This window comes from Cellulosimicrobium sp. EB106-03-01-XG111, from assembly GCF_058792115.1.
The window spans coordinates 226,235-250,819 of the sequence record NZ_JBYTEQ010000002.1 but is presented as its reverse complement, the minus strand read 5'-3'; the positions used below and the strand labels follow the sequence as shown (position 1 = coordinate 250,819).

At 75.2% G+C, this 24,585-nt stretch carries 25 protein-coding genes; 11 read left to right on the top strand and 14 right to left on the bottom strand.

The genetic code is table 11. The annotated features are described in order from the left end of the window. Window positions 1–51 precede the first annotated feature (51 nt). Both AC3WT4_RS03170 and AC3WT4_RS03165 read left to right on the top strand, forming a co-directional pair. Window positions 52–1,053: a LysR family transcriptional regulator gene (locus AC3WT4_RS03170; RefSeq protein WP_492314696.1), complete on the top strand. Its 1,002-nt coding sequence runs from the start codon at window positions 52–54 to the stop codon at window positions 1,051–1,053. Beyond that, entirely contained in the window at window positions 1,050–2,288 is a 1,239-nt protein-coding gene (locus AC3WT4_RS03165) for an MFS transporter (RefSeq protein ID WP_492314695.1), read from the top strand. The genes AC3WT4_RS03170 and AC3WT4_RS03165 overlap by 4 nt, the downstream gene beginning before the upstream one ends. Here AC3WT4_RS03165 and AC3WT4_RS03160 read toward each other — a convergent pair. Then, window positions 2,285–2,887 (bottom strand): response regulator transcription factor, encoded by a 603-nt coding sequence (locus tag AC3WT4_RS03160; RefSeq protein WP_492314694.1) that lies wholly within the window; start codon window positions 2,885–2,887, stop codon window positions 2,285–2,287. The genes AC3WT4_RS03165 and AC3WT4_RS03160 overlap by 4 nt on opposite strands. Next, window positions 2,884–4,119 carry a sensor histidine kinase gene (locus tag AC3WT4_RS03155; RefSeq protein WP_492314693.1) on the bottom strand — a complete coding sequence of 412 codons (1,236 nt, stop codon included), beginning with the start codon at window positions 4,117–4,119 and terminating at the stop codon, window positions 2,884–2,886. Before AC3WT4_RS03155 ends, AC3WT4_RS03160 begins: the two co-directional genes overlap by 4 nt. Window positions 4,120–4,281: 162 nt before the next feature. On the opposite strand from AC3WT4_RS03155, the gene AC3WT4_RS03150 reads away from it, so the two are divergent. The 3 genes from AC3WT4_RS03150 to AC3WT4_RS03140 all read left to right on the top strand — a co-directional run bounded on the left by AC3WT4_RS03150 (window position 4,282) and on the right by AC3WT4_RS03140 (window position 6,789). Then, window positions 4,282–5,181, top strand: a complete 900-nt coding sequence (locus AC3WT4_RS03150) for an ABC transporter ATP-binding protein (RefSeq protein WP_400112847.1) — start codon at window positions 4,282–4,284, stop codon at window positions 5,179–5,181. Window positions 5,182–5,216: 35 nt separating this feature from the next. Then, window positions 5,217–5,936 (top strand): ABC transporter permease, encoded by a 720-nt coding sequence (locus tag AC3WT4_RS03145; RefSeq protein WP_400112849.1) that lies wholly within the window; start codon window positions 5,217–5,219, stop codon window positions 5,934–5,936. Between the two features lie 97 nt (window positions 5,937–6,033). After that, window positions 6,034–6,789, top strand: a complete 756-nt coding sequence (locus AC3WT4_RS03140) for a GOLPH3/VPS74 family protein (protein WP_492314692.1) — start codon at window positions 6,034–6,036, stop codon at window positions 6,787–6,789. A gap of 87 nt (window positions 6,790–6,876) precedes the next feature. Here AC3WT4_RS03140 and AC3WT4_RS03135 read toward each other — a convergent pair whose 3' ends face one another. Further along, window positions 6,877–7,095: an SCO4848 family membrane protein gene (locus tag AC3WT4_RS03135; protein ID WP_074809782.1), complete on the bottom strand. Its 219-nt coding sequence runs from the start codon at window positions 7,093–7,095 to the stop codon at window positions 6,877–6,879. Window positions 7,096–7,267: 172 nt separating this feature from the next. Between AC3WT4_RS03135 and AC3WT4_RS03130 the strand changes: the two genes are divergently transcribed. Beyond that, window positions 7,268–8,095 (top strand): siderophore-interacting protein, encoded by an 828-nt coding sequence (locus tag AC3WT4_RS03130; protein ID WP_492314691.1) that lies wholly within the window; start codon window positions 7,268–7,270, stop codon window positions 8,093–8,095. 66 nt (window positions 8,096–8,161) lie between these two features. Here the strand turns inward: AC3WT4_RS03130 and AC3WT4_RS03125 are convergent, their stop codons facing one another. Together AC3WT4_RS03125 and AC3WT4_RS03120 are read right to left on the bottom strand one after the other, a co-directional pair. Next, the gene (locus AC3WT4_RS03125) at window positions 8,162–9,271 is read right to left on the bottom strand and encodes a fatty acid desaturase family protein (RefSeq protein ID WP_492314690.1); all 1,110 of its coding nucleotides are present in this window, start codon (window positions 9,269–9,271) and stop codon (window positions 8,162–8,164) included. 152 nt (window positions 9,272–9,423) lie between these two features. Then, a complete protein-coding gene (locus AC3WT4_RS03120) occupies window positions 9,424–10,377 on the bottom strand; it encodes a helix-turn-helix domain-containing protein (RefSeq protein WP_257418788.1) in 954 nt (317 codons plus the stop codon). Window positions 10,378–10,467: 90 nt separating this feature from the next. Between AC3WT4_RS03120 and AC3WT4_RS03115 the strand changes: the two genes are divergently transcribed. After that, a complete protein-coding gene (locus tag AC3WT4_RS03115; RefSeq protein WP_492314689.1) occupies window positions 10,468–10,881 on the top strand; it encodes a hypothetical protein in 414 nt (137 codons plus the stop codon). Between the two features lie 154 nt (window positions 10,882–11,035). On the opposite strand, the gene mqo is transcribed toward AC3WT4_RS03115, so the two are convergent. From mqo to AC3WT4_RS03095, 4 genes are all read right to left on the bottom strand, one after another. After that, window positions 11,036–12,556 carry a malate dehydrogenase (quinone) gene (gene mqo, locus AC3WT4_RS03110; RefSeq protein WP_074809777.1) on the bottom strand — a complete coding sequence of 507 codons (1,521 nt, stop codon included), beginning with the start codon at window positions 12,554–12,556 and terminating at the stop codon, window positions 11,036–11,038. A gap of 259 nt (window positions 12,557–12,815) precedes the next feature. Next, window positions 12,816–13,670 carry a maleylpyruvate isomerase family mycothiol-dependent enzyme gene (locus AC3WT4_RS03105; RefSeq protein ID WP_492314688.1) on the bottom strand — a complete coding sequence of 285 codons (855 nt, stop codon included), beginning with the start codon at window positions 13,668–13,670 and terminating at the stop codon, window positions 12,816–12,818. Then, window positions 13,661–14,335, bottom strand: coding sequence for a pyridoxine/pyridoxamine 5'-phosphate oxidase (locus AC3WT4_RS03100; protein ID WP_400112862.1), 675 nt, complete (start codon window positions 14,333–14,335; stop codon window positions 13,661–13,663). The genes AC3WT4_RS03105 and AC3WT4_RS03100 overlap by 10 nt, the downstream gene beginning before the upstream one ends. Further along, complete coding sequence (locus AC3WT4_RS03095; RefSeq protein WP_492314687.1) at window positions 14,332–14,937, bottom strand: TetR/AcrR family transcriptional regulator; 606 nt, start codon at window positions 14,935–14,937, stop codon at window positions 14,332–14,334. Before AC3WT4_RS03095 ends, AC3WT4_RS03100 begins: the two co-directional genes overlap by 4 nt. A gap of 219 nt (window positions 14,938–15,156) precedes the next feature. Here AC3WT4_RS03095 and bioB point away from each other — a divergent pair, with 219 nt between their 5' ends. Then, entirely contained in the window at window positions 15,157–16,230 is a 1,074-nt protein-coding gene (gene bioB / locus AC3WT4_RS03090; RefSeq protein ID WP_492314686.1) for a biotin synthase BioB, read from the top strand. Between the two features lie 34 nt (window positions 16,231–16,264). Then, window positions 16,265–17,677 carry an MFS transporter gene (locus tag AC3WT4_RS03085; protein WP_492314685.1) on the top strand — a complete coding sequence of 471 codons (1,413 nt, stop codon included), beginning with the start codon at window positions 16,265–16,267 and terminating at the stop codon, window positions 17,675–17,677. A gap of 44 nt (window positions 17,678–17,721) precedes the next feature. Here AC3WT4_RS03085 and AC3WT4_RS03080 read toward each other — a convergent pair whose 3' ends face one another. Then, window positions 17,722–18,900, bottom strand: a complete 1,179-nt coding sequence (locus AC3WT4_RS03080; RefSeq protein ID WP_492314684.1) for a M24 family metallopeptidase — start codon at window positions 18,898–18,900, stop codon at window positions 17,722–17,724. Window positions 18,901–19,036: 136 nt separating this feature from the next. On the opposite strand from AC3WT4_RS03080, the gene AC3WT4_RS03075 reads away from it, so the two are divergent. Then, entirely contained in the window at window positions 19,037–19,429 is a 393-nt protein-coding gene (locus AC3WT4_RS03075; protein WP_492314683.1) for a cupin domain-containing protein, read from the top strand. Window positions 19,430–19,512: 83 nt separating this feature from the next. Here the strand turns inward: AC3WT4_RS03075 and AC3WT4_RS03070 are convergent, their stop codons facing one another. Continuing rightward, complete coding sequence (locus AC3WT4_RS03070) at window positions 19,513–20,448, bottom strand: NADP-dependent oxidoreductase (RefSeq protein WP_074809770.1); 936 nt, start codon at window positions 20,446–20,448, stop codon at window positions 19,513–19,515. Window positions 20,449–20,493: 45 nt separating this feature from the next. Beyond that, window positions 20,494–20,901: a VOC family protein gene (locus tag AC3WT4_RS03065; RefSeq protein ID WP_074809769.1), complete on the bottom strand. Its 408-nt coding sequence runs from the start codon at window positions 20,899–20,901 to the stop codon at window positions 20,494–20,496. A gap of 244 nt (window positions 20,902–21,145) precedes the next feature. Here AC3WT4_RS03065 and AC3WT4_RS03060 point away from each other — a divergent pair, with 244 nt between their 5' ends. Next, window positions 21,146–22,015: an alpha/beta hydrolase gene (locus AC3WT4_RS03060; RefSeq protein ID WP_492314682.1), complete on the top strand. Its 870-nt coding sequence runs from the start codon at window positions 21,146–21,148 to the stop codon at window positions 22,013–22,015. 22 nt (window positions 22,016–22,037) lie between these two features. Here AC3WT4_RS03060 and AC3WT4_RS03055 read toward each other — a convergent pair whose 3' ends face one another. Beyond that, a complete protein-coding gene (locus AC3WT4_RS03055) occupies window positions 22,038–23,291 on the bottom strand; it encodes an amidohydrolase (protein WP_492314681.1) in 1,254 nt (417 codons plus the stop codon). Continuing rightward, complete coding sequence (locus AC3WT4_RS03050; RefSeq protein WP_492314680.1) at window positions 23,288–24,550, bottom strand: YncE family protein; 1,263 nt, start codon at window positions 24,548–24,550, stop codon at window positions 23,288–23,290. The genes AC3WT4_RS03055 and AC3WT4_RS03050 overlap by 4 nt, the downstream gene beginning before the upstream one ends. Window positions 24,551–24,585: the final 35 nt, after the last annotated feature.

The following is a 24,585-nucleotide window of genomic DNA, read 5'->3' as shown; positions in this document are numbered from 1 at the left end:
CCTAGAAGTCCAACAACTAGTAGTTGTCATATAGAGAACTGTGAGTGGTCAATGGATCTTCGTCAGATGGAGTACCTCGTCGCGCTCGCGGACGAGCGCCAGTTCACGCGGGCCGCCCAGCTCGTCGGCGTCTCGCAGTCGGGGCTCTCCGCCGCGGTCCGCAGCCTCGAGGAGGAGCTCGGCGCGAGCCTGTTCACGCGGACGACGCGGCGCGTCGAGCCCACCGAGGCCGGTCTCGCGCTGCTGCCGCACGCCCGTTCCATGCTCGCGCAGGCGGCCGCCGCTCGCGACGCGGTCGTGCGGGCGACGCACGCGCTGTCCGGCTCGCTGCGCGTCGGCTCGGAGCAGTGCCTCGGCGTCCTCGACGTCACCGCCCTGCTCGAGCGCTTCCACCGCCGGTACCCGCAGGTGGAGATCCACTTCGCGCAGGCAGGCTCCCACGACCTCCTCGCGCGCGTGCGGGAGGGCGACCTCGACGTCGCGTTCGTCGCGACCACCGAGCACCTGGGGCCGCTGTCCCAGACGGTCCTGGGCAGCGAGCCGCTCGTGCTCGTGTGCGCACCCGAGCACCCGCTCGCCGGGAAGGGCCGGGTCGAGTGGTCCGACCTCTCGGGCCAGGAGTTCGTCGACTTCGACCCCTCGTGGGGCGCGCGGCCGGTCAACGACGCGACGTGCGCCGCGCACGGCGTCCACCGGCGCGTGCGGTGCTCGGTCAACGACGTGCACACGCTCCTCGAGCTCGTCGACCGCGGGCTCGGCATCGCGCTCGTGCCGCGCCACGTCGCGGGCAAGCCGCAGGCCGAGCGCCTCGTGACGCTCGCGCTGCCCGAGGGTGGCGCGCCGAGCTGGGTCGTCTCCGTCGTCACGGGACGCTGGGACCGCGGCGCCTCGGCCGCGCCCCAGCTCCTGGAGCTCCTCGCGGACGCCCCCGCGTGCCGCGGCGTCGAGGTCGCCCGGGCCGACACCGCCGCGTCGCGCGAGGGCGTCGAGGTGCCGAACCCTGCCGTCGAGGCGCCGAGCCCTGCCGTCGAGGCCGTGGCGGAGGCCCGGTGACCGCCCCCGCGGGCACCGACGCACCGCTCTTCCCCCTGCGCAGCGTCGTCCTCGGCGCCTTCCTGCCCACGCTCGTCCTCGAGATCGGTGTGGGGGCCATGCTGCCGGTCGTCGCGGTCACGGCCACGGGCCGGGGCGCGAGCCTCACGGTCGCCGGTCTCGTGGCCGCGCTCGTGCCGATCGGCAAGATCCTCTTCGACCTGCCCGCCGGGGCGCTCGCCCAGCGCCTCGGCGACCGCGCGGCCATGCTGCTCGCCGGTGGCGTCGCGGCGGTCGCCTTCGCGACGATCGCGCTCACGCCCAGCCTGGGGGGCCTCGCGGCAGGGGTCCTCGCGCTAGGCGCGTCGACCGCCGTCTTCAACCTCGCCCGCCAGGCGTACCTCACCGAGATCACGCCCCCGCTGCGCCGGGCGCGCGTCCTGTCCACGCTCGCGGGCGTGCACCGCATCGGGCTGTTCCTCGGCCCGTTCGCGGGCGCGGCGGTCATCGCCGCGACCGACGTGCGCGGCGCCTACTGGCTCGGGACGGGCGCCGCGCTCACCGCGGTGGTGGTGCTCGCCGTCGTGCGGCCGGATCCCGCAGAAGCGCGGCCCGGGCGCGCGCGGCTACGCGGCGCGCGGTCCGTGCCGCGGGTCGGCATCGCCCGCGTGGCGCGCGACCACCGGCACCTCTTCGCGACGCTCGGCGTCGCGATCCTCCTGGTCAGCGCGGTCCGCGGCGCCCGGCAGACCGTCATCCCCCTGTGGGGCGAGCACCTGGGGCTGGACGCCGAGGTGACGTCGCTGATCTTCGGCGTCTCCGGCGCGCTCGACATGCTGCTCTTCTACCCGGCGGGCAAGGTCATGGACCGGTTCGGGCGCCTGTGGGTCGCCGTGCCGTCCATGCTCACGATGGCCGTCGGCCTCGCGGTGCTGCCGCTCGCGCACACCGCCCCCGCGCTCGCGGTCGTCGCGGCGGTGCTCGGCATCGGGAACGGCATGGGCTCGGGCATCGTCATGACGCTCGGCGCCGACGTCGCGCCCGCGGACGTGCGGCCGACCTTCCTCAGCGTGTGGCGCCTGTTCCAGGACACCGGCGACGCCCTCGGTCCGCTCGTGCTGTCGGCCGGTGCGGCGCTGGGGTCGCTCGCCGCGGGCGTCTGGGCGACGGCGACGCTCGGCGCGGGCTCCGCGGCCGCGCTCGCGCGGTGGGTGCCGCGCCACTCGCCGCTCGCGAACCTCGTCCGACGGCGCTAGATCCAGTCGTGCTCGCGGGCGTAGCGGGCCGCCTCGTGCCGCGTGCGCGTCTGCGTCTTCTGCATCGCGCTCGAGAGGTAGTTGCGGACCGTGCCGGGCGCGAGGTGCAGGCGGGCGGCGATCTCCGCCACGGAGTAGCCGTCCCGCGTCACGCGGAGCACGTCGAGCTCGCGGTCCGTCAGGGGCACGTCGTCGATGAGCGCGGCGGTCGACACGTCCTGGTCGACCCAGCGCCGGCCCGCGTGCAGCGCCGCGACGACCTCGGCGATGTGCGTCGGGTCCGCCGACTTGCTGACGAACCCCTGCACGCCGAGCCGCAGCGCCTTGCGCAGCACGCCCGGGCGGGCGTGGCGCGTGAGCATGAGCACGACCTGGTCGGGTAGCGAGCGGCGGACCTCCGCGACGGCGGCCAGGCCGTCGACGCCGGGCATCTCCAGGTCGATGACCAGCACGTCCGGGCGGTGGGCGAGCGTGGCGCGCACGGCGTCCGCGCCGTCGACCGCCTCCGCGAGCACCGTCACGTCGCCCTCGAGGGGGAGCAGCGCGGCGAGCGCGCGGCGCAGCAGGGCCTCGTCGTCGGCCAGCACGACGGTCGTCACGACGGCGCACCTCCCGGACCGGGCAGCCCGCCCCCGTCCGACGGCGGGAACGTCGCGGCCGTGCGGAACCGGCCGTCCGCCACCTCCGCGGTGAGGACGCCGCCCGCGTCCGCGACACGCCGTGCGAGCGTCGCCAGGCCCCGCAGGGTCGGAGGCTCGTCCGTCGGCACGCCGTCGTTGACGATCGTGATCCCCCGCTCGGTGAGCGCGACGTGCACGAGGGTCGCGCGCGCGTGCCGCAGCACGTTGGTCGTCGTCTCGCGCAGCACCTGGCTCACGAGGTCGTCCGCCTCGTCGCGGACGTCCGCGCCCCGGTCGACCCGGACCTGGATCCCGGCCGCCTCGAACAGCCGGCGGGCGTTCTCCAGCTCGGCGGAGAGGTTGAGCCGGCGCTGCCCGTAGGCGAGGTCGCGCGCCTGGGCGATCGTGTCGCCGACGAGCGCGTACGTCTCGCGCAGCTCCTCCTCAGCCCGCACCGGGTCCGTGCCGACGAGGCGGCGCGCGAGCGCGATCTTGAGCTTCACCACGTGGAGGGTGTGGCCCTGGATGTCGTGCAGGTCGCTCGCGAACCGCATGCGCTCGCGGACGACCGCGAGCTCCGCCTCGCGCTCGCGCGCCTCCTCGAGCTCGCGCATCACGTCGTAGAAGCCCTTGTTGGGGAACCGCAGGGCCACGAGCACCACCGTGAGGCCCGTCGGGACGATGACGAGGGACACCAGCCCGTCGGTCGTCACCGGGCCGGCCGCGAGCAGCCCCCACGCGCCGACGCCCGCCACGTACGCGACGAGGCCGACGGCGGCCCCGGCCCGGTGCCGGGGCAGCTCGGGGACCACGAGGCAGCCCACCACGGCGACGGCGTAGTACGCCGCCTGCACCTCGCCGCCCACGACGAGCACCCCGTACGGCCAGACGACGGCGGCGACGGCGAGGCACGGCACCGCGACGCGACCCAGGTCGCCCGCCGTCCACCGCTCGAACGCGACGACCACCGCCACGACCCCCAGCGCCAGGACGAGCGCCTGCTCCCACGTCTGCGCCTGCCGGGCCACGAGCAGCACGCCGACGACGACGAGGACGGGCAGCAGGGTGACGAGGTTGAGGCGGCGGAACCGGCGCGGCGTGCCGCGCAGCGCGGGTCGGGGCGTGGCCGGCGGCAGCGGTCCCGTCGGACGGGCCGGACCGGGCGCGGGGCGCGCCGTGGAGGGCGCGCGCGGCGCGGGCAGGTCGTCCATGGGCGGCTCGCAGGTCGGGGCTGGGTCTGGCTCCCAGTATCCGGGCGGTGCCGGGGCCTCGGCCAGTGACACCGTGTCATGCCCGAGGGGGGCAGGACGTCACGGTCCGGACCTGACGGCACGGCACTGGGCGCGCGCCGCCCGCGCGGGTGTGATGGACGCATGACCTCCCACCCCGTCATCGACGTGGACGACCTCGGCGTGCGCTACGGCGACGTCGACGCCGTCACGCACCTCTCGTTCCAGGTCGAGCCCGGCGAGCTCTACGCGCTGCTCGGCACGAACGGCGCCGGCAAGACCTCGACCCTCGAGGTCGTCGAGGGGCACCGCGCGGCGTCGTCGGGCTCCGTGCGCGTGCTGGGGTCCAGCCCCACCGACCGCCGTGCCGTGCGTCCCCGCACCGGGATCATGCTCCAGGAGAGCGGGTTCTCCCCGGACCTCACCGTCACCGAGACCGTCGCGCTGGTCGGTCGGCTCTCCGGCCGCTCCGACGCGGTCGACCGTGTCCTCGGGCTCGTCGACCTGCGCCGCGCGGCGCGGACGCGCGTCGCGCAGCTGTCCGGCGGGGAGAAGCGGCGGCTCGACTTCGCGACCGCCGTCTACGGCCGCCCCGAGCTGCTGTTCCTCGACGAGCCGACGACCGGTCTCGACATCGCGTCGCGCGACGCGCTCTGGGCCGCGGTGCAGGAGCTGCGCGACGACGGCGCGACCGTCGTCCTGACGACCCACTACCTGGAGGAGGCGCAGCAGCGCGCCGACCGGGTCGGTCTCATGCACCGCGGCCGGCTGCGGCACGAGGGGACGGTCGACGAGCTCACGCGCTCCCTGCCCGCCTCCATCCGGTTCTCGCTGCCGGCCGACGCGCCGACGCCGCCCCGGCAGGCAGCGCCCCTGGCGGACCGGTCGTGGGCGATCGAGACGTTCGAGCTCCAGCGCGACCTCAAGCAGCTCCTCGACTGGGCGGACGCGGGCGGCGTCGAGCTGCACGGGCTGTCCGCCGCACCGACCCGACTCGACGACGTGTTCCGCGCCGTCACCTCCGACCCGGCGTCGTCCTCCTGACGGCGCGCCCCCCGAACCCGAGAGGACCCGTACCCATGCTCCCCATCGCGCGCAGCGAGCTGGTCCAGCTCGTGCGCAACCGCCCCGTGCTCGTCACGTCGCTGCTCATGCCCGTGGCCGCGAGCGTGTTCTTCATCGGCTTCCGCGACGTCTTCGCCCGCATCGGCAGCCTCGGCTACGTCGCTGCCGTGCTCGTCACGACGATCGCGGCGTTCAGCCTCTACGCGACGACCGTGACCACCCTGGCCTCGCGGCGTCAGAACCTCTTCCTCAAGCGGCTGCGCTCGACCGCGGCGGGGGACGCGGCGATCCTGTCCGGCCTCGTGCTCCCGGTCAGCGTGATCGCCGTCGTCCAGGTGACCGTGATCCTCGCGGTGTTCGCCGCGGTCGGTGGCGCGCCGCACGACGCGCCCCTCCTCGTGGTCGCGGTCCTCGCGACGTTCGCGATGCTGCTCGCCCTCGGTGTCGCGACCGCCGGCATCACGACCTCGCCCGAGCACGCCCAGGTCACGACGCTGCCCCTGAGCCTCGGCACGGTGGTGGTCTCGAGCTGGGTGGGCATCACCGGGACGGAGAGCCTGCCGCTGCTCAAGCGGCTCCTGCCCGGGGGCGCGGCGACCGAGCTCGTCGTGGACGCCTGGAACGGCGGCGCCGCGCTCTCCGACTCGCTCCTCCTGCTCGCTCCCACGCTCGCGTGGGTCGTCGTGGCCGTCGCGCTCGCGGGCCGCATGTTCCGCTGGGAGCCGCGACGCTGAGCGCTCCGGACCGATCTCGGCCGTGCGCGCACCCGGCGCTCGCGGCCTCGCCCGACGACCCCGTCGCTCGCCGACATCCTGCACGGAAGGACGCACCATGGACGACCGCAGGCCCCGCCCTGTACCCGCCATACCCGCCGACCCGACCGACCCGGCCGGGGGAGCCGCCCGCGACGACCTGCTCGTCGTCGACGACCTCTTCCTGCTCCTCCTGGACGACGACGGTGCGTCGATCCAGGCGGCCGGGACGCTGTACTACACGCTCGGCGGGGCGGTGCTCACCGAGCTCGCGCTGCTCGGGCGCGTGGAGGTCGACGACACGGGCGTCCTCAACGGGCCGCGCGTCACCCCGGTCGGCGACGGACCGTTGCCCGACCCGCTCCTGCAGGCGGCGTTCGACACGGTCGCGGCGAAGACCCAGCGGGTGCAGCCGCTGCTCGTCGCGCTCGGCGCCGACCTGTGGCGCGAGGTGATCGAGCGGCTCGTCGCGCGGGGCCTCGTCCGCCGGGAGGAGCGCACGGTGCTCGGGCTCTTCCGCACGACGCGGTGGCCCGCGGCGGACGCCGAGCACGAGGCGCGTCTGCGGGCCCGGGTCCGGCGCGTGCTGGAGGACGGCGAGGCGCCCGACGCGCGGACGGCGGCGATCGTCGGGCTGCTCTCGGCGAGCGGGGCGCTCCCGTCGCTCCGGCCGCCCCTGCCCTGGAACGCGGTCACCGCAGCGCGGGCGCAGGAGCTCCAGCGCGGTCAGTGGGGGCCGGAGGCCGTCGCCACGGCGGTCGCGCGCACGGCCGCGGCGATCACGGCGTCGACGGCCGCGGCCGCCGTCGCTGCCGCCGCAGCGGCCGGGCGCTGACCCGGCGGGTCCGTCGTCCGCCCGGCGGCGCGGCCCGGCGACCGTCTCGGGCGACCCGGCGCGGGCGCCCAGGCGCGGCCGGGTCGCTCAGACGAGCGTGAGGACGCCGAGCACGCCGACCGCGAGGGCGAGGAGGAGCGAGACCGCGATGAGGACGACGTGCACGGTGAGGAAGCGCGTCGCGCGGCCCTCGGCGTCGCGCGAGCGCGGGTCCTTGGCGATGCGCTGGAGGAAGCGCGGCCAGATGAGCAGGTTCCACGCGGCCGTGACGAGCAGGACCACGGACCAGACGACGGGGATCTCCACGTCCCGAGCATGCCAGGCGGCGGCGGGGGCCTCGGTCGGGGCGACCGCGGGCAGGGTGTGGGATCCAGCACATCGACGCGGCCGTGAGGTGAGGCTAACCTTTCCCCTGGTCGACGCGCTCGCGGGGCCGCCGTTCCGCCCGGGGACCCGGGCGCCGCACGAGGAGCCGCCCGTGTCCGTCAAGACGGTCAAGCCCCAGGACGCGCACGTCGTCACGCTGAGCGTCGTCGGGAGGGAACGGGTCAGCCCGAACGTCGTCCGGGTCACGCTCGGGGGACCGGAGCTGGACCTCTTCACCCCGCTAGGTTTCGACCAGTGGTTCCGGCTCTTCCTCCCGCGCGAGGACCAGGACGCGCTGCGCCTGCCGACCCGCGCGTCGGGCCTCTGGTACGTCCAGTACCTGGCGACGCCCAAGGCGCGGCGGCCCTGGGTGCGGAACTACACCGTGCGCGCGGTGCGCCCGGAGCTGCGCGAGCTCGACGTGGACTTCGTCGTGCACGGAGACGCGGGCCCCGCGTCGTCCTTCGCGCTGTCGGCCGAGCCGGGGGACCGGGTCGGACTGCTCGACCAGGGGGTCGGCTACCACCCGCGCGTCCCGCACGACTGGACGCTCGTCGTCGCGGACGAGACCGGGATGCCCGCGGTCGCGGGCATCTGCGAGTCCTTGCCCGACGACGCGCGCGGCCTCGCGGTGGTCGAGGTCCCGGAGGCGGCGGACGTCCAGGAGTTCCGCGTGCCCGCAGGCGTCGAGCTCCGCTGGCTCCCGCGGGACGGTGGCCGTCCCGAGGGCGGCGACCCCCACGACCTGCTCCCGGGCCGCCTCGCGCTCGACGCCGTGCGGTCGGCCGACCTGCCCGCCGGCCCCGTCTACGCGTACGCGGTCGGCGAGTCGGCGCTCGCGACGGGCGTGCGCCGCCACCTCGTCAACGACCGGGGCGTGCCGAAGACGCACGTCGACTTCGTCGGGTACTGGCGCCACGGTCACGCGGCGTCCGCCTGACGGGCCCCGCGCGCACCGTCGCGCGCCGGGTCGTCGTGCGGCGGGTCGGGTTGCGGGCCGGGTCGGTCAGACCCGGCGGAGCTGGCGGAACATGGGGCAGTCGAACGGGTCGCGCGCCGAGAGCCCCACGCGGTTGAGGTACCGGACGACGATCGCGTACGACTGCACGAGGCTCGTCTCCGTGTACGGCAGGCCGAGGTGCGCGCAGTGCTCGCGCACGATCTCGCGCGCCCGGGCGAGGTGCGGGCGCGGCATGCTCGGGAACAGGTGGTGCTCGATCTGGAAGTTGAGCCCGCCCATGAGGATGTTCATCCACCAGCCGCCGCGGATGTTGCGCGACGTGAGGACCTGCTTGGACAGGAAGTCGATCTTGCTGTCGGCGGGGATGATCGCCATGCCCTTGTGGTTGGGGGCGAACGACGCCCCCATGTAGACGCCGAAGACGGCGAGCTGGACGCCCAGGAAGGCGGCCGCGAGGCCGAGGGGCAGGAACCAGACGACCGCGCCGACGTAGAGCGACAGGCGCAGCGTGATGGTGACGATCTCGATGACGCGCGTGCGGATGTCGCCGCGCGCGCGGCCGCCGGCGAGGAGCGACCGGAACGCCTGCACGTGCAGGTTCACGCCCTCGAGCGTGAGGAGCGGGAAGAACAGCCAGCCCTGGTAGCGGTTGATGACGGCCCGGACGCCCTTCGCGACCTCCGCGTCCTCCTCGAGGAACACGACGACGTCGGGCGCGATGTCCGGGTCCTTGCCGCGGCGGTTCGGGTTCGCGTGGTGGCGCGTGTGCTTGTTCATCCACCACGAGTGGCTGATGCCGACGACGCCGTTGGCGAGCACCTTCCCGAGGCGGTCGTTCGCCGGGCCGGACGCGAAGACCTGGCGGTGGGACGCCTCGTGCGCGACGAACGCGAACTGGGTGAGGATCAGGCCGAGCGCCCCGGCGACGAGGAGCTGGAACCACGAGTCGCCCAGGAGCACGAACCCGGCGACGGCGCCGCCGAGCGCGAGCGTGAGGATCCCGAGGGTCCACAGGTAGTAGGCGTGCGTGCGGCGGAGCAGGCCCGCGTCGCGCACCGTGCGCGACAGCGCGCTGTAGGTGCTGGTGACGGCGCCGGGCTCGTCGGTCCGGGGGCGGGTGGCCCGGAAGCCCGGGCGCACTGCGGCAGAGGTCATGTGTCCTCGCAGGGGTGTCGGTGTCGACTTCCCAGCCGCGGAGGTGAGCAGGTGCCCGTCGTGCAGATGACCCCACCCTACGGGACCGTAGGTTGCGCGCGCGAGGGGGGCGGGTGAAGGAGTCGCGAAGGAGCGACACGTCTCCGACGGCGTCAGGCGGCGAACCGGAAGGTCTGGCGGTACTCCGTCGGCGTGATCCCGACCGCCCGGCGGAAGTGGTGCCGCAGGAGCGCGGCCGACCCGAAGCCGCTGCGGCGCGCGACCTCCTCCAGGTCGAGCGACGACTCCTCCAGCAGCGACTGCGCGTGCGCCACGCGCTGCGACGTGAGCCACGCGAGGGGGGTCGTCCCGGTCTGCGCGACGAACGCGCGCGCGAACGTGCGCTCGGAGGTGTGGGCCCGGCGGGCGAGGTCGCGCACCGTCAGCGGCTCGTCGAGGTGCTCGGTCATCCACTCCAGCAGCTCCCCGAACGAGTCCTCCTCGCACTCCGGGACCGGGCGCTCGATGAACTGGCGCTGCCCGCCGTCGCGCTGGGGCGGCACGACCATGCGGCGGGCGATCGTGTTGGCCACCCGTGCCCCGAGCTCGCGGCGCACGAGGTGCAGGCACGCGTCGATGCCCGCCGCCGTGCCCGCGCTCGTGATGAGGTTGCCGTCGTCGACGAAGAGCACGTCGGGGTCGATGTCGAGGCTCGGGTAGCGGCGCCGCAGCTCGTCGGCGTGCATCCAGTGCGTCGTCACCCGCCGCCCCTCGATGACGCCCGCGGCCGCGAGCACGAACACGCCCGAGCACACGCTGAGCAGCAGGGCGCCGCGGTCGGACGCGCGGCGGACGGCGTCGAGCACCTCGGGCGGGTAGTCGGTCCCGATGCGGATCGCGGGCACGACGACCAGGTCGACGTCGTCCGTCGCGGACAGGTCGTGGTCGGGCACGACGTGCGCGCCCACCGACGTGCGGACCGGGCGTCCCGCGACCGGCCCGCACACGCGGAAGTCGAACGACGGGACGCCGTCGTCGCTGCGGTCGAGGCCGAAGACCTCGCACACGACGCCGAACTCGAACGGGGCCAGGCCGTCGCACACGACGGCCGCGACGGATCGCACCATGACCGGCACGCTACGCCGCTGGCAGGATCTTGTCGAGAGGTGTCAGTGCTGCCACTCGTCGGTCCGCTCGTGCGCCGGGAGGGTGGAGCCATGGACATCTTCTGGGGTGTGGTGGTTCTTCTCCTCGTCGTCGGCCCGACGGTCGCGGCCCTCGCGGTCCGACGTGAGGATCCCGCGCGACCATGGTTCCCCGCCGGGTCCGACGGCGCGTGGCCGGGCGGCGCCGCGTGGGACGCGCGTGAGGACCGGTCGGTGCACGGCGAGCGCTGGGACCGCGACGCGCAGCGGCTCGACGCCGACCTGCGCGCCGCCGCGTCGCGCCCGGTCGAGCCGGGGGCCGTCGTCGACCCGCACGAGGTCGCGGCCGAGGTCGTGCTGCGGCGCGTCGTGCCGAACCCCGCCGTGCGCGACGGCGTGCGCGCCGCGCCTGCCGTGCCGGGCGGTCGCCCCGGCGCGAACGCGCCGCGGCGGCCGGGGACCCGGGGCACGCCGCTCGCGCAGTGAGCCCCCGCGCAGTGAGCCCCCGCGCAGTGAGCCCCCGCGCGGAGTCGTGCAGCGCGGTCGTGCGCGGCGACCGCGTGCAGCGGCTCCGGGCGCACGAACGGCCCGGACCTCGCGGAGGTCCGGGCCGTTCGTGGGGGAGAGGGTGTCGCTCGGGTCAGGCGCGAGAGCCGACCGCGTCGACGTCCGCGTCGCCCGTGAGCTGGTCGAGGCCCTCGAGCTCGTGCGCCTCCCACGGAGCGTGGCCGAGGCTCGGGATCATCGTCGCGAGCTCGGGGCGCCACTTGGTGAAGCGGGCGGGGAAGCAGCGCTCGAGCAGGTCGATCATCGCGGGGACGGCCGTCGAGGCGCCCGGCGAGGCGCCGAGCAGGCCGGCGATCGAGCCGTCGGACGCCGCGATGACCTCGGTGCCGAACTCGAGGACGCCCTTGCCGTCCTTGTCCTTCTTGATCACCTGGACGCGCTGGCCCGCGGTGATGGTCTCCCAGTCCTTGGGGTGGGCCGTCGGCATGAAGCCCTGGAGCGCGGTGAACTTGGTCTCCGGGCTCGCGAGGAGCTGGCCGACCAGGTACTGGGTGAGGTCGAGGTTCTTCAGGCCCGCGCCGACCATCGAGCCGAGGTTGTGCAGGCGCAGCGACGTGAACAGCCCGAGGTACTTGCCCTTCTTGAGGTACTTGGGGCTGAACCCGGCGTAGGGGCCGAACATGAGGTACGTCTTGCCCTCGACGACGCGCGTGTCCAGGTGCGGGACCGACATGGGCGGCGAGCCGACGTCGGCCTTGCCGTAGACCTTCGCCTGGTGCTGGGCGACGAGCGCCGGGTCGTCCGTGCGGAGGAACTCGCCGCTGATGGGGAAGCCGCCGTAGCCCTTCGCCTCGGGGATGCCGGCCGCCTGGAGGAGCGGCAGCGCGCCGCCGCCGGCACCGACGAACACGAACCGGGCCTCGACCGTCGAGCGGCGCTTCGGGGCGTTCCACGAGCGGTCCTTGACCGTCAGGCGCCAGCGGCCGTCCTTCGTCTTCTTGAGGTTCTTGACCTCGTGCTCGAGGTAGAGCTGCGTGCCCTCCGAGACGAGGTAGTCGACGAGCTGCTCGGTGAGGGCGCCGAAGTCGACGTCCGTCCCGCTCGTCGCGCGCGTCGCCGCGACCGGCTCGTCGCCGTCGCGCTCGGCGACCAGGAGCGGGGCCCACTCGGCGATGACCGCCGGGTCGTCCGTGAACTCGAGCTCGCTGAACAGCGGGTGGCGGCGCAGGGTCTCGAAGCGGCGACGCAGGTAGTCGACGTTCTCCGCGCCGCGCACGAACGTCATGTGCGGGGTGCGGGAGATGAAGCTCGCGGGCTGCGGCAGGGCGCCCGTCGTGAGCAGGTGGTGCCAGAACTCGCGCGACACCTCGAACTGCTCGTTGATCTTCACCGCCTTGGTGATGTCGATCGAGCCGTCCGGCTTCTCCGGCGTGTAGTTCAGCTCGCACAGGGCGGCATGACCCGTCCCGGCGTTGTTCCACGGGTTCGACGACTCCTGCGCCACGGCGTCCAGGCGCTCGTAGATGCGCACCGTCCAGGTGGGCTCCAAGACCTTCAGGAGTGCCCCGAGCGTGGCGCTCATGATGCCACCGCCGATGAGGGCTACGTCGATCTGGTCTGCGCTGCTTGCGGGGTTGCTCGCTCGACTCGACACATGTCGATCCTACGCTTGTGAAAGAGTGCACTAACTGTGCGGTGCGTCACGGGCGTGCGTCACACTTTCGCGGGACCTCGGTCCCGACCCGGGCAGGTCGGACGTCTCGTACCGCGCGATCCGCCGCATCCGCCCAGGTAGAGCTCTGGTCCCGCGAGGTAGAGCTCTGGTCCCGCGAGGTAGAGCTCTGGTCTCGCAGGGTGGAGCCGCGGTTCCCCCGAGGCAGTCGACCACGGCTCCACCTCGGCGTACCGAGGCTCTACCTCGTGGGGGCGGGGGCGTCCTGCGGCGGGGAGTACGGGGAGGGCCAGGGGCCGATCTCGGGGAGGCTCACGGGCTCGCCCGCGAGGCGGGCGGTGGGCTCGGTGGTGGGAGCTCGGCCGGCGAGCCAGGCGGCGACGTCGCTGAGGTTGCCGTGGACGACGACGGCCCCCCGGCCGGGCCCGGACGCGGCCCCAGGCGCGGCCCCGGGTTCGGCAGCCGCACGGCGGCCGCCCGGTCCCGCACGCAGGCCGCCGGGGCCCACGACGAGGTCAGCCGGTTCTCCGGCGAGCTCGACCACGACGTCGTCCGCGAGCCGCACCCCGAGGAAGTCGAGGAGGTGGAGACCGAGCGCGGGAGGCCACGTGTCGAGCCCGACGCCCGCGTCGAGGTCGACGGCGTGGATCCGCACCTCGCGCCACCAGGCCACGAGCGCGTCCGTGACCGTGCCGTCGCGGTAGGTCACCGGCGCCGCCCACCCGGCTGACCCGGCGGCGGGCCACGCGGCGTCGAGGCGGTCCGCCAGCGCGTCGAGCGCCGCGACGTGCTGCGCGGCCGAGCGCAGCGCGCCCGTCCGGATGCCGGCCTCGCGCCCGGCCGCGCCGCCGTCGTACACCTCGACGAGCTCACCGTCGGCGGCGCGCTCGGCCTGCCGCGCCATGGCCTCGCCGATGGCGGTGACGTGCGCGAGCACGTGGCTGCGCGACCACCCGGGCAGGGCCGACGGCGCGTCGAGCCCGGCGGCGTCGAGCCCGCGCGCCGCGTCGGTCACCGCGTCGAGAGCGGCGCGCGCGTCGCTCCGGACCTCCTCGACGTCGGGCGGGGTGAGGGCGGGGGTGTCGGTCAGGGCCACAACAGCTCCTTCGTCCAGGTGGTCGGCGCGCCGGACGCCGCGGTGTAGCGGAGGCGGGTCTGGCCCGCGCCCGACGAGGCCCAGAACTCCACGCTCGTCGCGTCGAGCGCGTAGGCGGTCCACGCGTCGAGGACGAGCCCGGGCTGCGCCCGCACGCGGTCGAGGGCGGCGTCCCACGCCTCGCGGTACGTGGTGCGGGACGGCAGCGGGGCGCTCTGCGACCCCGCCAGAGCGGTCGCGCGGGAGAAGTCGGACCGGTCCCGGAAGTCCGCGGCGGACGTCTCGGCGTCCAGGGGCACGACGGGCCCGCGCACGCGGACCTGCCGCCCGTGCTCGCGCCAGAGGAACGTCAGGGCGGCGTTCGGGTTCTGCGCGAGCGCGACGCCCTTGGGGGAGTCGGCGCGCGTGGCGAAGACCCACCCGTCGCCGTCGAGATCCTTGAGGATGAGGGTCCGGGCGTCCACGCGGCCGCTCGCGTCGGCGGTCGAGAGCGTGGCGGCGTGCGGTGCGGGCAGCCCGGCGTCGATCGCGTCGTCGAGCCAGCGGACGAAGAGCGCGCCCGGGTCGTCGGGTGCGGCGTCGACGTCGAGGCCGGGGAGGTCCGGGCCGAAGACGGGCAGGGCCCGCAGGCGTTCGCGCAGGGACGGGCGGTCGGCGTCGGTCATGCGTCCTCCGGGGTGGTCGTGAGCGGGTCGAGCAGCGCGACGAAGCCCCGCGCGGCGGCGGTCATCGCGTCCGGGTCGTCGAGGGCGCGCGCGAGGACGTAGCCGCCCTGCACCACCGCGACGGCGGCGAGGGCGCGGTCGCGCGCCGCGTCGTCGGGCAGCCCGCCCTCGACGAGGACGGCGGCGGCCAGGTCGACGAGCCCGCGGAAGTAGGTGCGGACCTCCGCGGCGAGCGCGGTGTCGTCCATGACGGCCTGGTCGCTCACGAGGCGTCCGACCTTGCAGCCGGCGAGCGCGGGCCGCGGCCGTTCGAGATAGCGGACGAGACGCTCGACGGCGGAGCCCGGTGCGCCGAGGTCGCGGCGCGCTGCGTCGAGGCCCGCGGTCGTCGTGGCGTGCACGGCCGCCGCGGCGAGGTCGTGCTTCGTGGGGAAGTGGTGGTAGAGGCTGCCCTGCCCGACCCCGCTCGCGGCGAGGACCTGGCGCGGGCTCGTCGCGCCGACACCCTGGGCCCAGAACAGCTCCTGCGCGGCGGCGACGAGGCGGTCGCGGTTCGAGCCGGGCGCGTCAGCGCGCGACTCATGGCTCGTTCCGGAGTGCACGTGAGCAGCCTAGCGTCCGACCATACCTACCGCTAGGTATGGTCCGGGCGAGTCTCGGCGTCCCGGTCTGCGCAGGCCGCGCCTGGAGGATCACGACGGCCGGGCCGCCCCCGCCTTGTGGGCCGCCACCACCACGTCGTCGGGCTCGCTCGTCGGCGGGGTGCGACGTTGGAGAGGCCGTGCACGAGCCCGCGCGGCGCGCGTCGCCACGATCGACCCATGGACCCGGACCTCGCCGCGCTGCTCGACGACCTCGTCTCCGCCACGACGCACGGGGCGGTGCCCTCCGCGGACAGCCTCCTCGCCGTCCTCGAGACGGGTGACGACGACCTCCTCGACGTCGTCGCGGCGGCCGCCCGGGTCCGACGCCGGTGGTTCGGCCGGCGCGTGAAGCTCGCCTACCTCGTCAACCTCAAGTCCGGGCTCTGCCCCGAGGACTGCACGTACTGCTCCCAGCGTCTCGGGTCCTCCGCGGAGATCCTGCGGTACACGTGGCTCCGGGCGCCCGAGGCGCTCGGCGCGGCGCGCGCGGGGATCGACGCCGGGGCGTCGCGCGTGTGCCTCGTGGCGAGCGGGCGCGGCCCCACGGAGCGCGACGTGGCCCGCGTCTGCGGGGTCGTCGCCCGGATCGTCGAGGAACACCCCGGCGTCGAGGTCTGCGCGTGCCTCGGGCTGCTGTCCGACGGACAGGCCGAGCAGCTGCGCGACGCGGGCGCGCACGCCTACAACCACAACCTCAACGCGTCGGAGGACGCGTATCCCGAGATCTGCACGACCCACGACCACGCAGACCGCGTCGCGACCGTCCGGCGCGTCCAGGGCGCCGGGCTGTCGGCCTGCTCGGGACTCATCGCGGGGGCGGGGGAGACCCCCGAGCAGCTCGTCGACGTGCTCCTGGAGCTGCGGGCGCTCGACCCGGACTCCGTCCCGGTCAACTTCCTCGTGCCCTTCGAGGGGACGCCGCTCGCCGCGCGCAACGACCTCACGCCGCAGCACTGCCTGCGGATCCTCGCCGCCGCACGGTTTGCGCTGCCCCGGGCCGAGCTCCGTCTGGGCGCCGGGCGGGAGCTCCACCTGCGGGCCCTGCAGCCGCTCGCCCTGCACGTGGCGAGCTCGCTGTTCCTCGGTGACTACCTCACGGCCGAGGGGCAGGACGCCGCCGCGGACCTCGCGCTGATCGCGGACGCCGGCCTCGAGGTCGAGGAGGTTCCCGGGCCCGCCGGGCCGACGGCGACGGCGCGCGTCGTGCCGCGCCGCCGAGGGGCGGGGACGGGCGTCGCGCCCAACGCCTGATGCCCGTCCGCCGCGTCCGTCGTAGCGTGAGGGCGTGACGGTGCAGCAGCGGGTGCTGGTGGTCGCGGTCCTCGCGTCGTTCGTGTCGTTCCTGGACGGCTCGGTGGTCAACGTCGCGCTGCCCGCGATCTCCGCCGAGCTCACCACCGGGCCGGTCACGGGTCTTGCACTGCAGCAGTGGGTCGTCGACGCCTACATGATCACGCTCGGCGCGCTGATCCTCCTGGCCGGGTCGCTCTCCGACGTCCACGGGCGACGCCGCATCATGGCGATCGGCCTCGTCGGGTTCGCCGTGACGTCCGTGGCGTGCGCGCTCGCACCCGACGGCCTCGTCCTCGTCGTCGCGCGCGGCCTCCAGGGCGTCGCGGGCGCCCTGCTCGTGCCCAGCTCGCTCGCCATGATCATCTCGACGTTCGACGGCGAGCGGCAGGCCCGGGCGATCGGCTCCTGGACCGCGTGGACCAGCACCGCGTCGCTCGTCGGGCCGCTGCTCGGCGGCATCCTCATCGACGCGATCTCGTGGCGCTGGGTCTTCTGGATCAGCGTGCTGCCCGTCGCGGTCACGCTGTGGCTGCTGCGCGGCGTCCCGCGGTCCGCGGCGGAGGAGCCGGGCTCCGCGGCCGGCCCGGGCGGACGACGGCGCATCGACACGCTCGGGGCGACGCTCGCCGCCGTCGGGCTCGCGGGGACGGTGTTCGCCCTCATCGAGCAGGGCCGCTTCGGGTGGGCGAGCCCCGTCGTGTGGGCGCCGTTCGCCGTCGGGGTGGCGTGCCTGGCCGCGTTCGTGGGGTGGGAGCGTCGTGCTCCGGACCCGATGCTGCCGCCGCGCCTGTTCCGGGTGCGCAACTTCGCGTGGGGCAACCTCGCGACCGCGGCGATCTACGGCGCGCTGTACTTCGGCGGGTTCGTCGTCACGCTCTTCCTCCAGCAGGTCGGCGGGTACAGCGCGACCGCCGCCGGGCTCGCCCAGCTCCCCGTCACGCTCGTGCTCCTCGCGCTCTCGACGCGCTTCGGGGCGCTCGCGGGCCGCTACGGGCCGCGCCTGTTCATGACGCTCGGCCCGATCGTCGGCGGTGCGGGCTACCTCCTCCTGCTCACGACGACCGACGACGCCGTCTACGTCGCCCAGGTCCTGCCGGGTCTCGTGCTCTTCGGCCTCGGCCTCGCGATGACGGTCGCGCCGCTGACGTCGGCGATCCTCGGCTCGATCCCCGCGGCCGACGCCGGCATCGGCTCCGCGGTGAACAACGCGGTGTCGCGCGTCGCGGGGCTCGTCGTCATCGCGTTCGCGGGGGTGATCGTGGGCGGCGTGCTCGACCTCGACGGCTTCCACCGCTCGCTCCTCGTCACGGCGGCCCTGCTCGTCCTCGGCGGCGTGCTCAGCTGGGTCGGCATCCGCAACGACCGCGTGCGCGCCGCCGGCGCCGGTCAGGCCGGGAGCGGCTGAGGCGGGGGTGCCGACTCCACGTACCGAGCCCGCCGTGCCGTCGGCTAGCGCACCGTCTGCAGGTCGTGGGTCGAGGTGTTGAGGCGACGTGCGCCGTCGGGCACGTCCGGCGGGAACGCGACGACGATGTCCTCGATCCGGACGCCGAAGCGGCCGGGCAGGTAGACGCCCGGCTCGACGGAGAAGCACATGCCGGGCTCGACCGGGCGGTCCTCGCCCTCCACCATGTACGGCGGCTCGTGCGTCGTCGTGCCGATGCCGTGACCGGTGCGGTGGACGAACTGCTCGCCGTAGCCCGCGTCGACGATGACGGCGCGCGCGGCGCGGTCGACGTCCTGGCACGTGGCGCCCGGGCGCACCGCGTCGACCCCGGCCTGCTGCGCGCGCCGGACGACGTCGTAGACCTCGCGCTGCAGGGCCGCGAGGCCGTCGTCCGTGCCGCCCGCGACGAGCACCGTCCGGGAGGTGTCCGACCCGTACCCGTCGCGCAGGCCGCCGAAGTCGAGCACGACGAGGTCGCCGGGCTCGATGACGCGGTCGCCCGCGTCGTGGTGCGGGTCGGCGCCGTTCGGGCCGGAGCAGACGAGCGTGAAGTCGACCTGCTCGTGCCCGTGCTCGCGCAGGAACCGGTCGAGGTCCGCCGCGACGTCCCGCTCGCGCCGACCGGCGAACGCGACGCCCAGGACGTCCGCGAACGCGGCGTCGGCGGCCGCGCCCGCCGCGGCGAGGCGCTCGACCTCCGCCGCGTCCTTGACGGCCCGCAGCGTCGGGACGGTGTCGGAGAAGGCGGTGAAGCGGGCGCCGGGCAGCGCGCGCTCGAGCCCGAGCACGTGCAGCGCCCACGTGGCGTCCGAGACGGCGTAGGCACCGTCCCTGGCGAGGAGGCGCGCCGCGGCGTCGTGCTCGTCGTCGCCGTCGCGCCACGTCACGACGTCGAGGCCCTCCGCGCCCGGGGCGGAGGCCAGGTCGCCCCGCTCGAGCAGCGGCACGACGACGGACGCACCGCCCGCCGTCCCGGTCCCCTCGGCGGGGATCGTGAGCAGCGTCAGCCGCTCCGTCTCCGGCGGCGCGTACCCGGTGAAGTACGCGAGGTCGGGGCCGGGCGAGACGAGCAGCCCGGCGAGCCCGGCCTCCCGCGCGTGCGCGGCGGCGCGCTCGCGGCGCGCGGCGTAGACCTCGGGACCGAACGCGGCCCCCGGACGTGCGGCATCGGTGCTCGACATGAGCCCAGCGTGGCACCGTGCGCCGCCGAGATCGACCCGAGCGGCCCGACGTCGCCCCCCGCTCGGCCCGCTCGGGCGGCCGGGTCGGTCTCGGTCGTGGCGGTCCGGGTCGGGCCGCGAGTGGCAGGGTGGTCGCATGACCGACGTGCGCAACCTCCTCGCCGCCCTCGACACGTTCGACGGGCACTGGCAGCCGCACCGCGTGGCGAGCCTCAACGACGCCGACGTCAAGGTGGTGAAGGTGCTGGGCGAGTTCGTCTGGCACACGCACCCCGAGACCGACGAGCTGTTCCTCGTGCTCGACGGCGAGCTGACGATCGACCTGCGCGACGGCGGCGTCGAGCGGGCGGTCGTGCTGGGGCCGCACGACCTGTTCGTGGTGCCGCGGGGCGTCGAGCACCGGCCGCGCGCCGTCGTCGAGACCTCCGCGGTGCTCGTCGAGCGGCAGGGGACGGTCAACACGGGCGACGCGGGCGGCGACCTCACGTCGCCGCTGCGGGAGCTGAGGGACGAGCCGCGGACCGCCTGAAGGGTCGCAGCCCGACCGACCCGGGCGTGCGGGACCGGCCCGCGGCGGGTCGATCGGGCGTCGCCCGGGCCGGTCGCGCGGGGTCAGACCCGGACGACGACCTTGCCGCGCACGTGCCCGGACTGGCTCGCGCGGTGCGCGTCGGCGGCGTCGGCGAGGTCGAAGACCTCCGCGACCTCCGGCCGCAGCAGGCCCTCGTCGCCGAGCCGCGCGAGCTCGGCGAGGTCGGCCGCGTCGGGGCGCACCCACACGTAGTGCCCGCCCAGCTCGTCGCGTGCCCGGGCGTCGGTGATCGAGGCGACCGTGCCGCCGTCGCGCAGCACCTGCGGGACCGAGTCGAGCGCGTCGCCGCCCACGTAGTCGAGGACGACGTCCACGCCGTCGGGCGCGAGCGCCCGGACCCGCTCCGCGAGCCCGTCGCCGTACGTCACCGGCTCCGCGCCGAGCGACCGCAGGAAGTCGTGGTTGCGCTCCGACGCCGTCCCGAGGACGCGTGCCCCGAGCGCCTTCGCGATCTGGACGGCGAACGACCCGACCCCGCCCGCGGCGGCGTGCACGAGCACCGTCTGCCCGGCGGCGAGACCGGTGCGCCGGATGGTCTGGTACGCCGTGAGGCCCGCGAGGGGGACGGCCGCCGCCTCCTCGAACGACCACGCCGCCGGCTTGCGGGCCAGCGTCCGGACGGGCGCCGCGACGAGCTCGGCGAACGTGCCGCCCGAGACCTCGCCGCCCACGACGTCCTTGCGCACGTACCCGTACACCTCGTCGCCGACCTGGAGCTCGGGGGTGTCGAGGCCCACGCGCTCGACGACGCCGGCGACGTCCCAGCCGGGCACGACGGGGAAGACCGCGTCCATGACCTGGTCGAGATATCCCTCGCGGACCTTCCAGTCCACCGGGTTCACGCTCGCCGCGCGCACGCGCACGAGGACGGAGTCGGGCCCGACCTTCGGGGTCGGGAGGTCGGTCGTCTCGAGGACGTCGGGGCCGCCGTAGCGGGAGTAGGTGATGGCTCGCATACGGGCGGCAACCCCGCGGACGCTCGACGGATTCCCGCGGCGCGGTCAGCCCTCGAACGCCGTGGGGTCCATGAAGAGGACCTCCCACTGGTGCCCGTCGAGGTCGGCGAAGCTCCGCGAGTACATGAAACCGCCCTCCTCCTGCGGGTCCTTGACCGCCGTCGCACCGGCGGCGAACGCGGCGTCGGCGAGCCGGTCGACCTCGGCGCGCGAGCCCACGCTCAGCGCGTTGATGACCTCGGTCGTGGCGGTCGCGTCGGCGATCGCCTTGTTCGTGAACCGCTGCGCGAACTCCGCGGTGAGGAGCATCACGTAGATCGTGTCGCTGAGGACGATCGAGGACGCGTTCTCGTCCGTGAACTGCTCGTCCACCGTGTACCCCAGCGCGGTGTAGAACGTCTTGGCCGCCTCGAGGTCCTGGACGGGCAGGTTGACGAAGATCTGGGTGCTCATGCGGTCCTCCGGTGTCGCGGGCGCCGGGCCCGAGGGGTGTCGCGGGGTAGACGCACCCGAGCCCGCAAACTCATCGACGCGGTGGGGCCCGGGGGTCTGTCGCGCGGCCCCCGGCGACCGGTAGCGTCCGACGCAGGGCTCCGCGCACAGTTCTCGAAGGACAGGTCGGCGGGGTGCCGGCCGGGGGACGCGACGTGGCGTCCCTGCTCTTCTCCACCGCCACCGAGCCCGAGAGGAACCGGCCATGACCGACGTCGACCGCTCCCAGACCCCCGCCGAGGCACCCGCCGGGTCGCCTCCCGACCCTCGCCCGGACACCGTCGTGCTCGTGCACGGACTCTGGATGACTCCCCGGAGCTGGGAGGGCTGGGTCGCGCACTACGAGCAGCAGGGGCTCACCGTCCTGACCCCCGGCTACCCCGGTTTCGAGATCGAGGTGGAAGCGCTCCGGGAGAACCCGCAGCTCATCGCCGACCTCACCGTCCCGGAGACGCTGGACCACCTGGCCTCCGTCATCGAGGCGCTCGACGCGCCGCCGATCATCATGGGCCACTCGTTCGGGGGCACGCTCACCCAGCTCCTGCTCGCGCGCGGCCTCGGCGCCGCCGGCGTGGTCGTGGACTCGGCGCCCACCGAGGGCGTGCGCGTCAGCCCGGTGTCCCAGGCGCGCTCGCTCTTCCCGGCGCTGCGGAACCCCGCGAACCGGCACCGCGCCGTCGGCTTCACGCCCGAGGAGTTCCACTACGCGTTCACGAACACGCTCAGCGAGGAGGAGTCGCACGCCGTGTGGGAGCGGTACGCCATCCCCGCGCCGGGCCACTGGGTGTGGGAGTACGGGCTCATCGCGAACTACAAGCCCGGCCACCAGGACACGTGGGTCGACTACTCCGCGGACCGGGCGCCCCTGCTCTTCGTCGCGGGGGAGCAGGACCACATCATGCCGCCGTCGGTGAACCGTTCGAACGCGAAGCACTGGGAGGCCTCGCCCGCGCTCACCGAGTACTACGAGTTCGCCGGCCGCGACCACTGGACGTGCGCGGCACCGGGGTGGGAGGCGGTCGCGGACCACGCGCTCGGCTGGGCCCTCGCGCACGCGAGGGCCCAGCGGACCTGACGGCTCCGGGCCCGCGACGGCGTCAGACGAGCACGTCGCCGTCGCGGGCCACGACCCGGCCGCCCGCGACGACCAGCGCGCGGCGCGGGGCGCGCACGACGGCGTCGGGCACGTTCTCCGCGTCGACGAGCACCACGTCCGCGGGCGCGCCGACGACGAGGTCGTGGACGTCGCGGCCGACGAAGCGCGCGGCGTCGGACGTCGCGACGCGCGCGGCGGTGACGAGCTCGTCGTCGTGCCGGAAGCGCGAGAGGCGGGCGAGCTGGGTGGTCAGCGCGAGGAGGTCGCCGGTCCCGTAGGGGGCCCACAGGTCGCGGATGCCGTCCGTGCCGAGGCCGACCGCGACGCCCGCCGCCCGCAGCGCGTGCACCGGGAGGGGAGCGGCGCCGATCGGTGCGACGGTGGTCATGGTGATGCCCGCCTCGCCCATCGCGGCGACGAGGTCCGCCTGCCGTGACGGCGGGACCTCGCCGACCGCGAAGCCGTGCGCCACGTTGACCTTGCCCTGGAGACCGGCGCGCAGGGTGCGGTCGATCATGAGCTCGACCTGGAACGCGCCGAGGTCGCCGCCGTCGTGGAGGTGCACGTCGATCCCGACCCCGCGCCGCTCGGCGATCGCGAACAGACCGTCGAGCTGGCCGACGGGGTCGCGGTCGATCGACGCCGGGTCGAGCCCGCCGACGTGCTCGGCGCCCGCGGCGGCGGCCGCGTCGAGCAGGTCGAGCACGCCCGGTCGGCGCAGCACGCCGTCCTGCGGGAACGCGACGATCTCGGCGTGCACGGCGCCGCCCAGCGTGGCGAGCGCCTCGCGCACGACCTCGATGCCGCGCAGCCCCAGGCCGAGGTCGACGTCGACGTGGGTCCGGATCGCCGTCGTGCCGTGCCGCACGAGCTCGCGCAGCACCGTGAGCGTCACGTCGACGCCCGGGATGCCGAGCTCGTCGCGGTGCGCGCGCTCGTGCGCGATGCGGCCCTGCGTCGTCGCCTCGCCGCCGTAGCTCACCCAGGGCCGGCCCCACCAGCTCTTGTCGACGTGCGCGTGGGCGTTGACGAGGCCCGGGAGCGCGAGCAGGCCCCGACCGTCGACGACGCCGTCGTCCGTCGCCGTGCCCGACGACGCGCCCGACGACGCGCCCGACGACCGCGGTGCCGCCGGGTCGTGCGGCGTCACCGCCGCGATGCGGCCGTCCGCGACGTGCAGATCGACCGGCTCGCCGCCCCAGGGGCGGACGTCGCGCAGGACGGTGACGGTCTCGGGGGTGCGGGCGGTGGTCATGCGGCGGGTCCTTCCGGGAGCGGGACGACGACCTGGGGTCGCCCGGGGATCTGGATCTCGTACGTGTCGAGCGTGGCGAGGTCGACGACGGTCGCGCCGTCCCACGCCTCGGCCTGCGTGTACCCGCCGGCGAGCACGGCGCTCGGTCGGCCGGTCGCGGGGTCGGTCCACGTCGTCACGGTCTCGTGGCGGCGCGTGAGCGGGGCGACTTCCTCGGTGCCGGTCGCGGGGTCGAGCACCGTCACGTTCGGCCCGCCCGTGGCGTTGCCGAACGGGCCGTTGCCCACGACGACGACGCGGCCGTCGGGAGCGCGCGCGACGCCGTGCTGGTGGCTGTCCGCGGCCGAGGGCGCGGTCGTCGTCGTGCCGGTGGCCGGGTCGAGGCGGACCAGCACGCGGCCCTGGTAGGGCAGCAGGAGCGAGCCGTCGTCGTCGAGCACCGCGTAGTGGGGCTTCTCGAACGACGCCAGGCCGTCGTCCGTGCCGAACGGCGCGACCTCGATCCGCCGCGCCTCGAACGTCGTGGTGTCGACGACGTGCACGGAGAACGTGTCGTGGTCGACGGTGTAGACCTCGCCGCCGTCGGCGGCGACGAGCACGTCGAACGGCCGCAGTCCCACGGGGGTGCTCGCGACGACCTCGCGCGACGCGACGTCGATCGTCTCCAGCGTCGACGAGTCGCCGCGGTGGACGGCGACGTGGACGCGGGTGCCGTCGGGCGAGACGGCGATGCCCATGCCGCCGCGGCGGTACTCGCCGAACGCGACGCGCGCGGGCGCGTCCCGGTAGGGGAGGAGGTCGACCCGCTCGCGCGCCGCGAGGTCCACGACGGCGACGCCCTGCGCCGTCGAGACGTAGGCGCGCATCGTCGGGGCGTGCACGGTGACGCCCCAGGGCGCCGCCCCGACCTCGATACGGTCCACGACGGCGCTGCCCTCCCGGACCGTCGGGTCGACGACCGCGAGACCGTCGGACTCCGCCTCGGTCGCGAGCAGGAACCGCGGGGTCTCGGCGGCGGGGGCGGTGCCGGCAGGGGTGTCGGGCGCGGGGGCCGTCGGCTCGTCCCCGGGCGTCGTCTGCGGACCCTCCGCGGAGGCGGTCGGGCTCGGGGGTGCGGAGGGCGTGGCGTCCGCGCCCGTTCCGCCGGGCGTGCACGCGGCGAGGACGGCGACGCCGAGCGCGGCGACCCATGCCGCCGCACGTCGCGGCCGACGGCTCCGGGGCCGGCCGGCACCGTGGAGGGAGGACGGGACGACCATGGCCAAATGGTATACCAATCGCTCCCGCGTCCCGG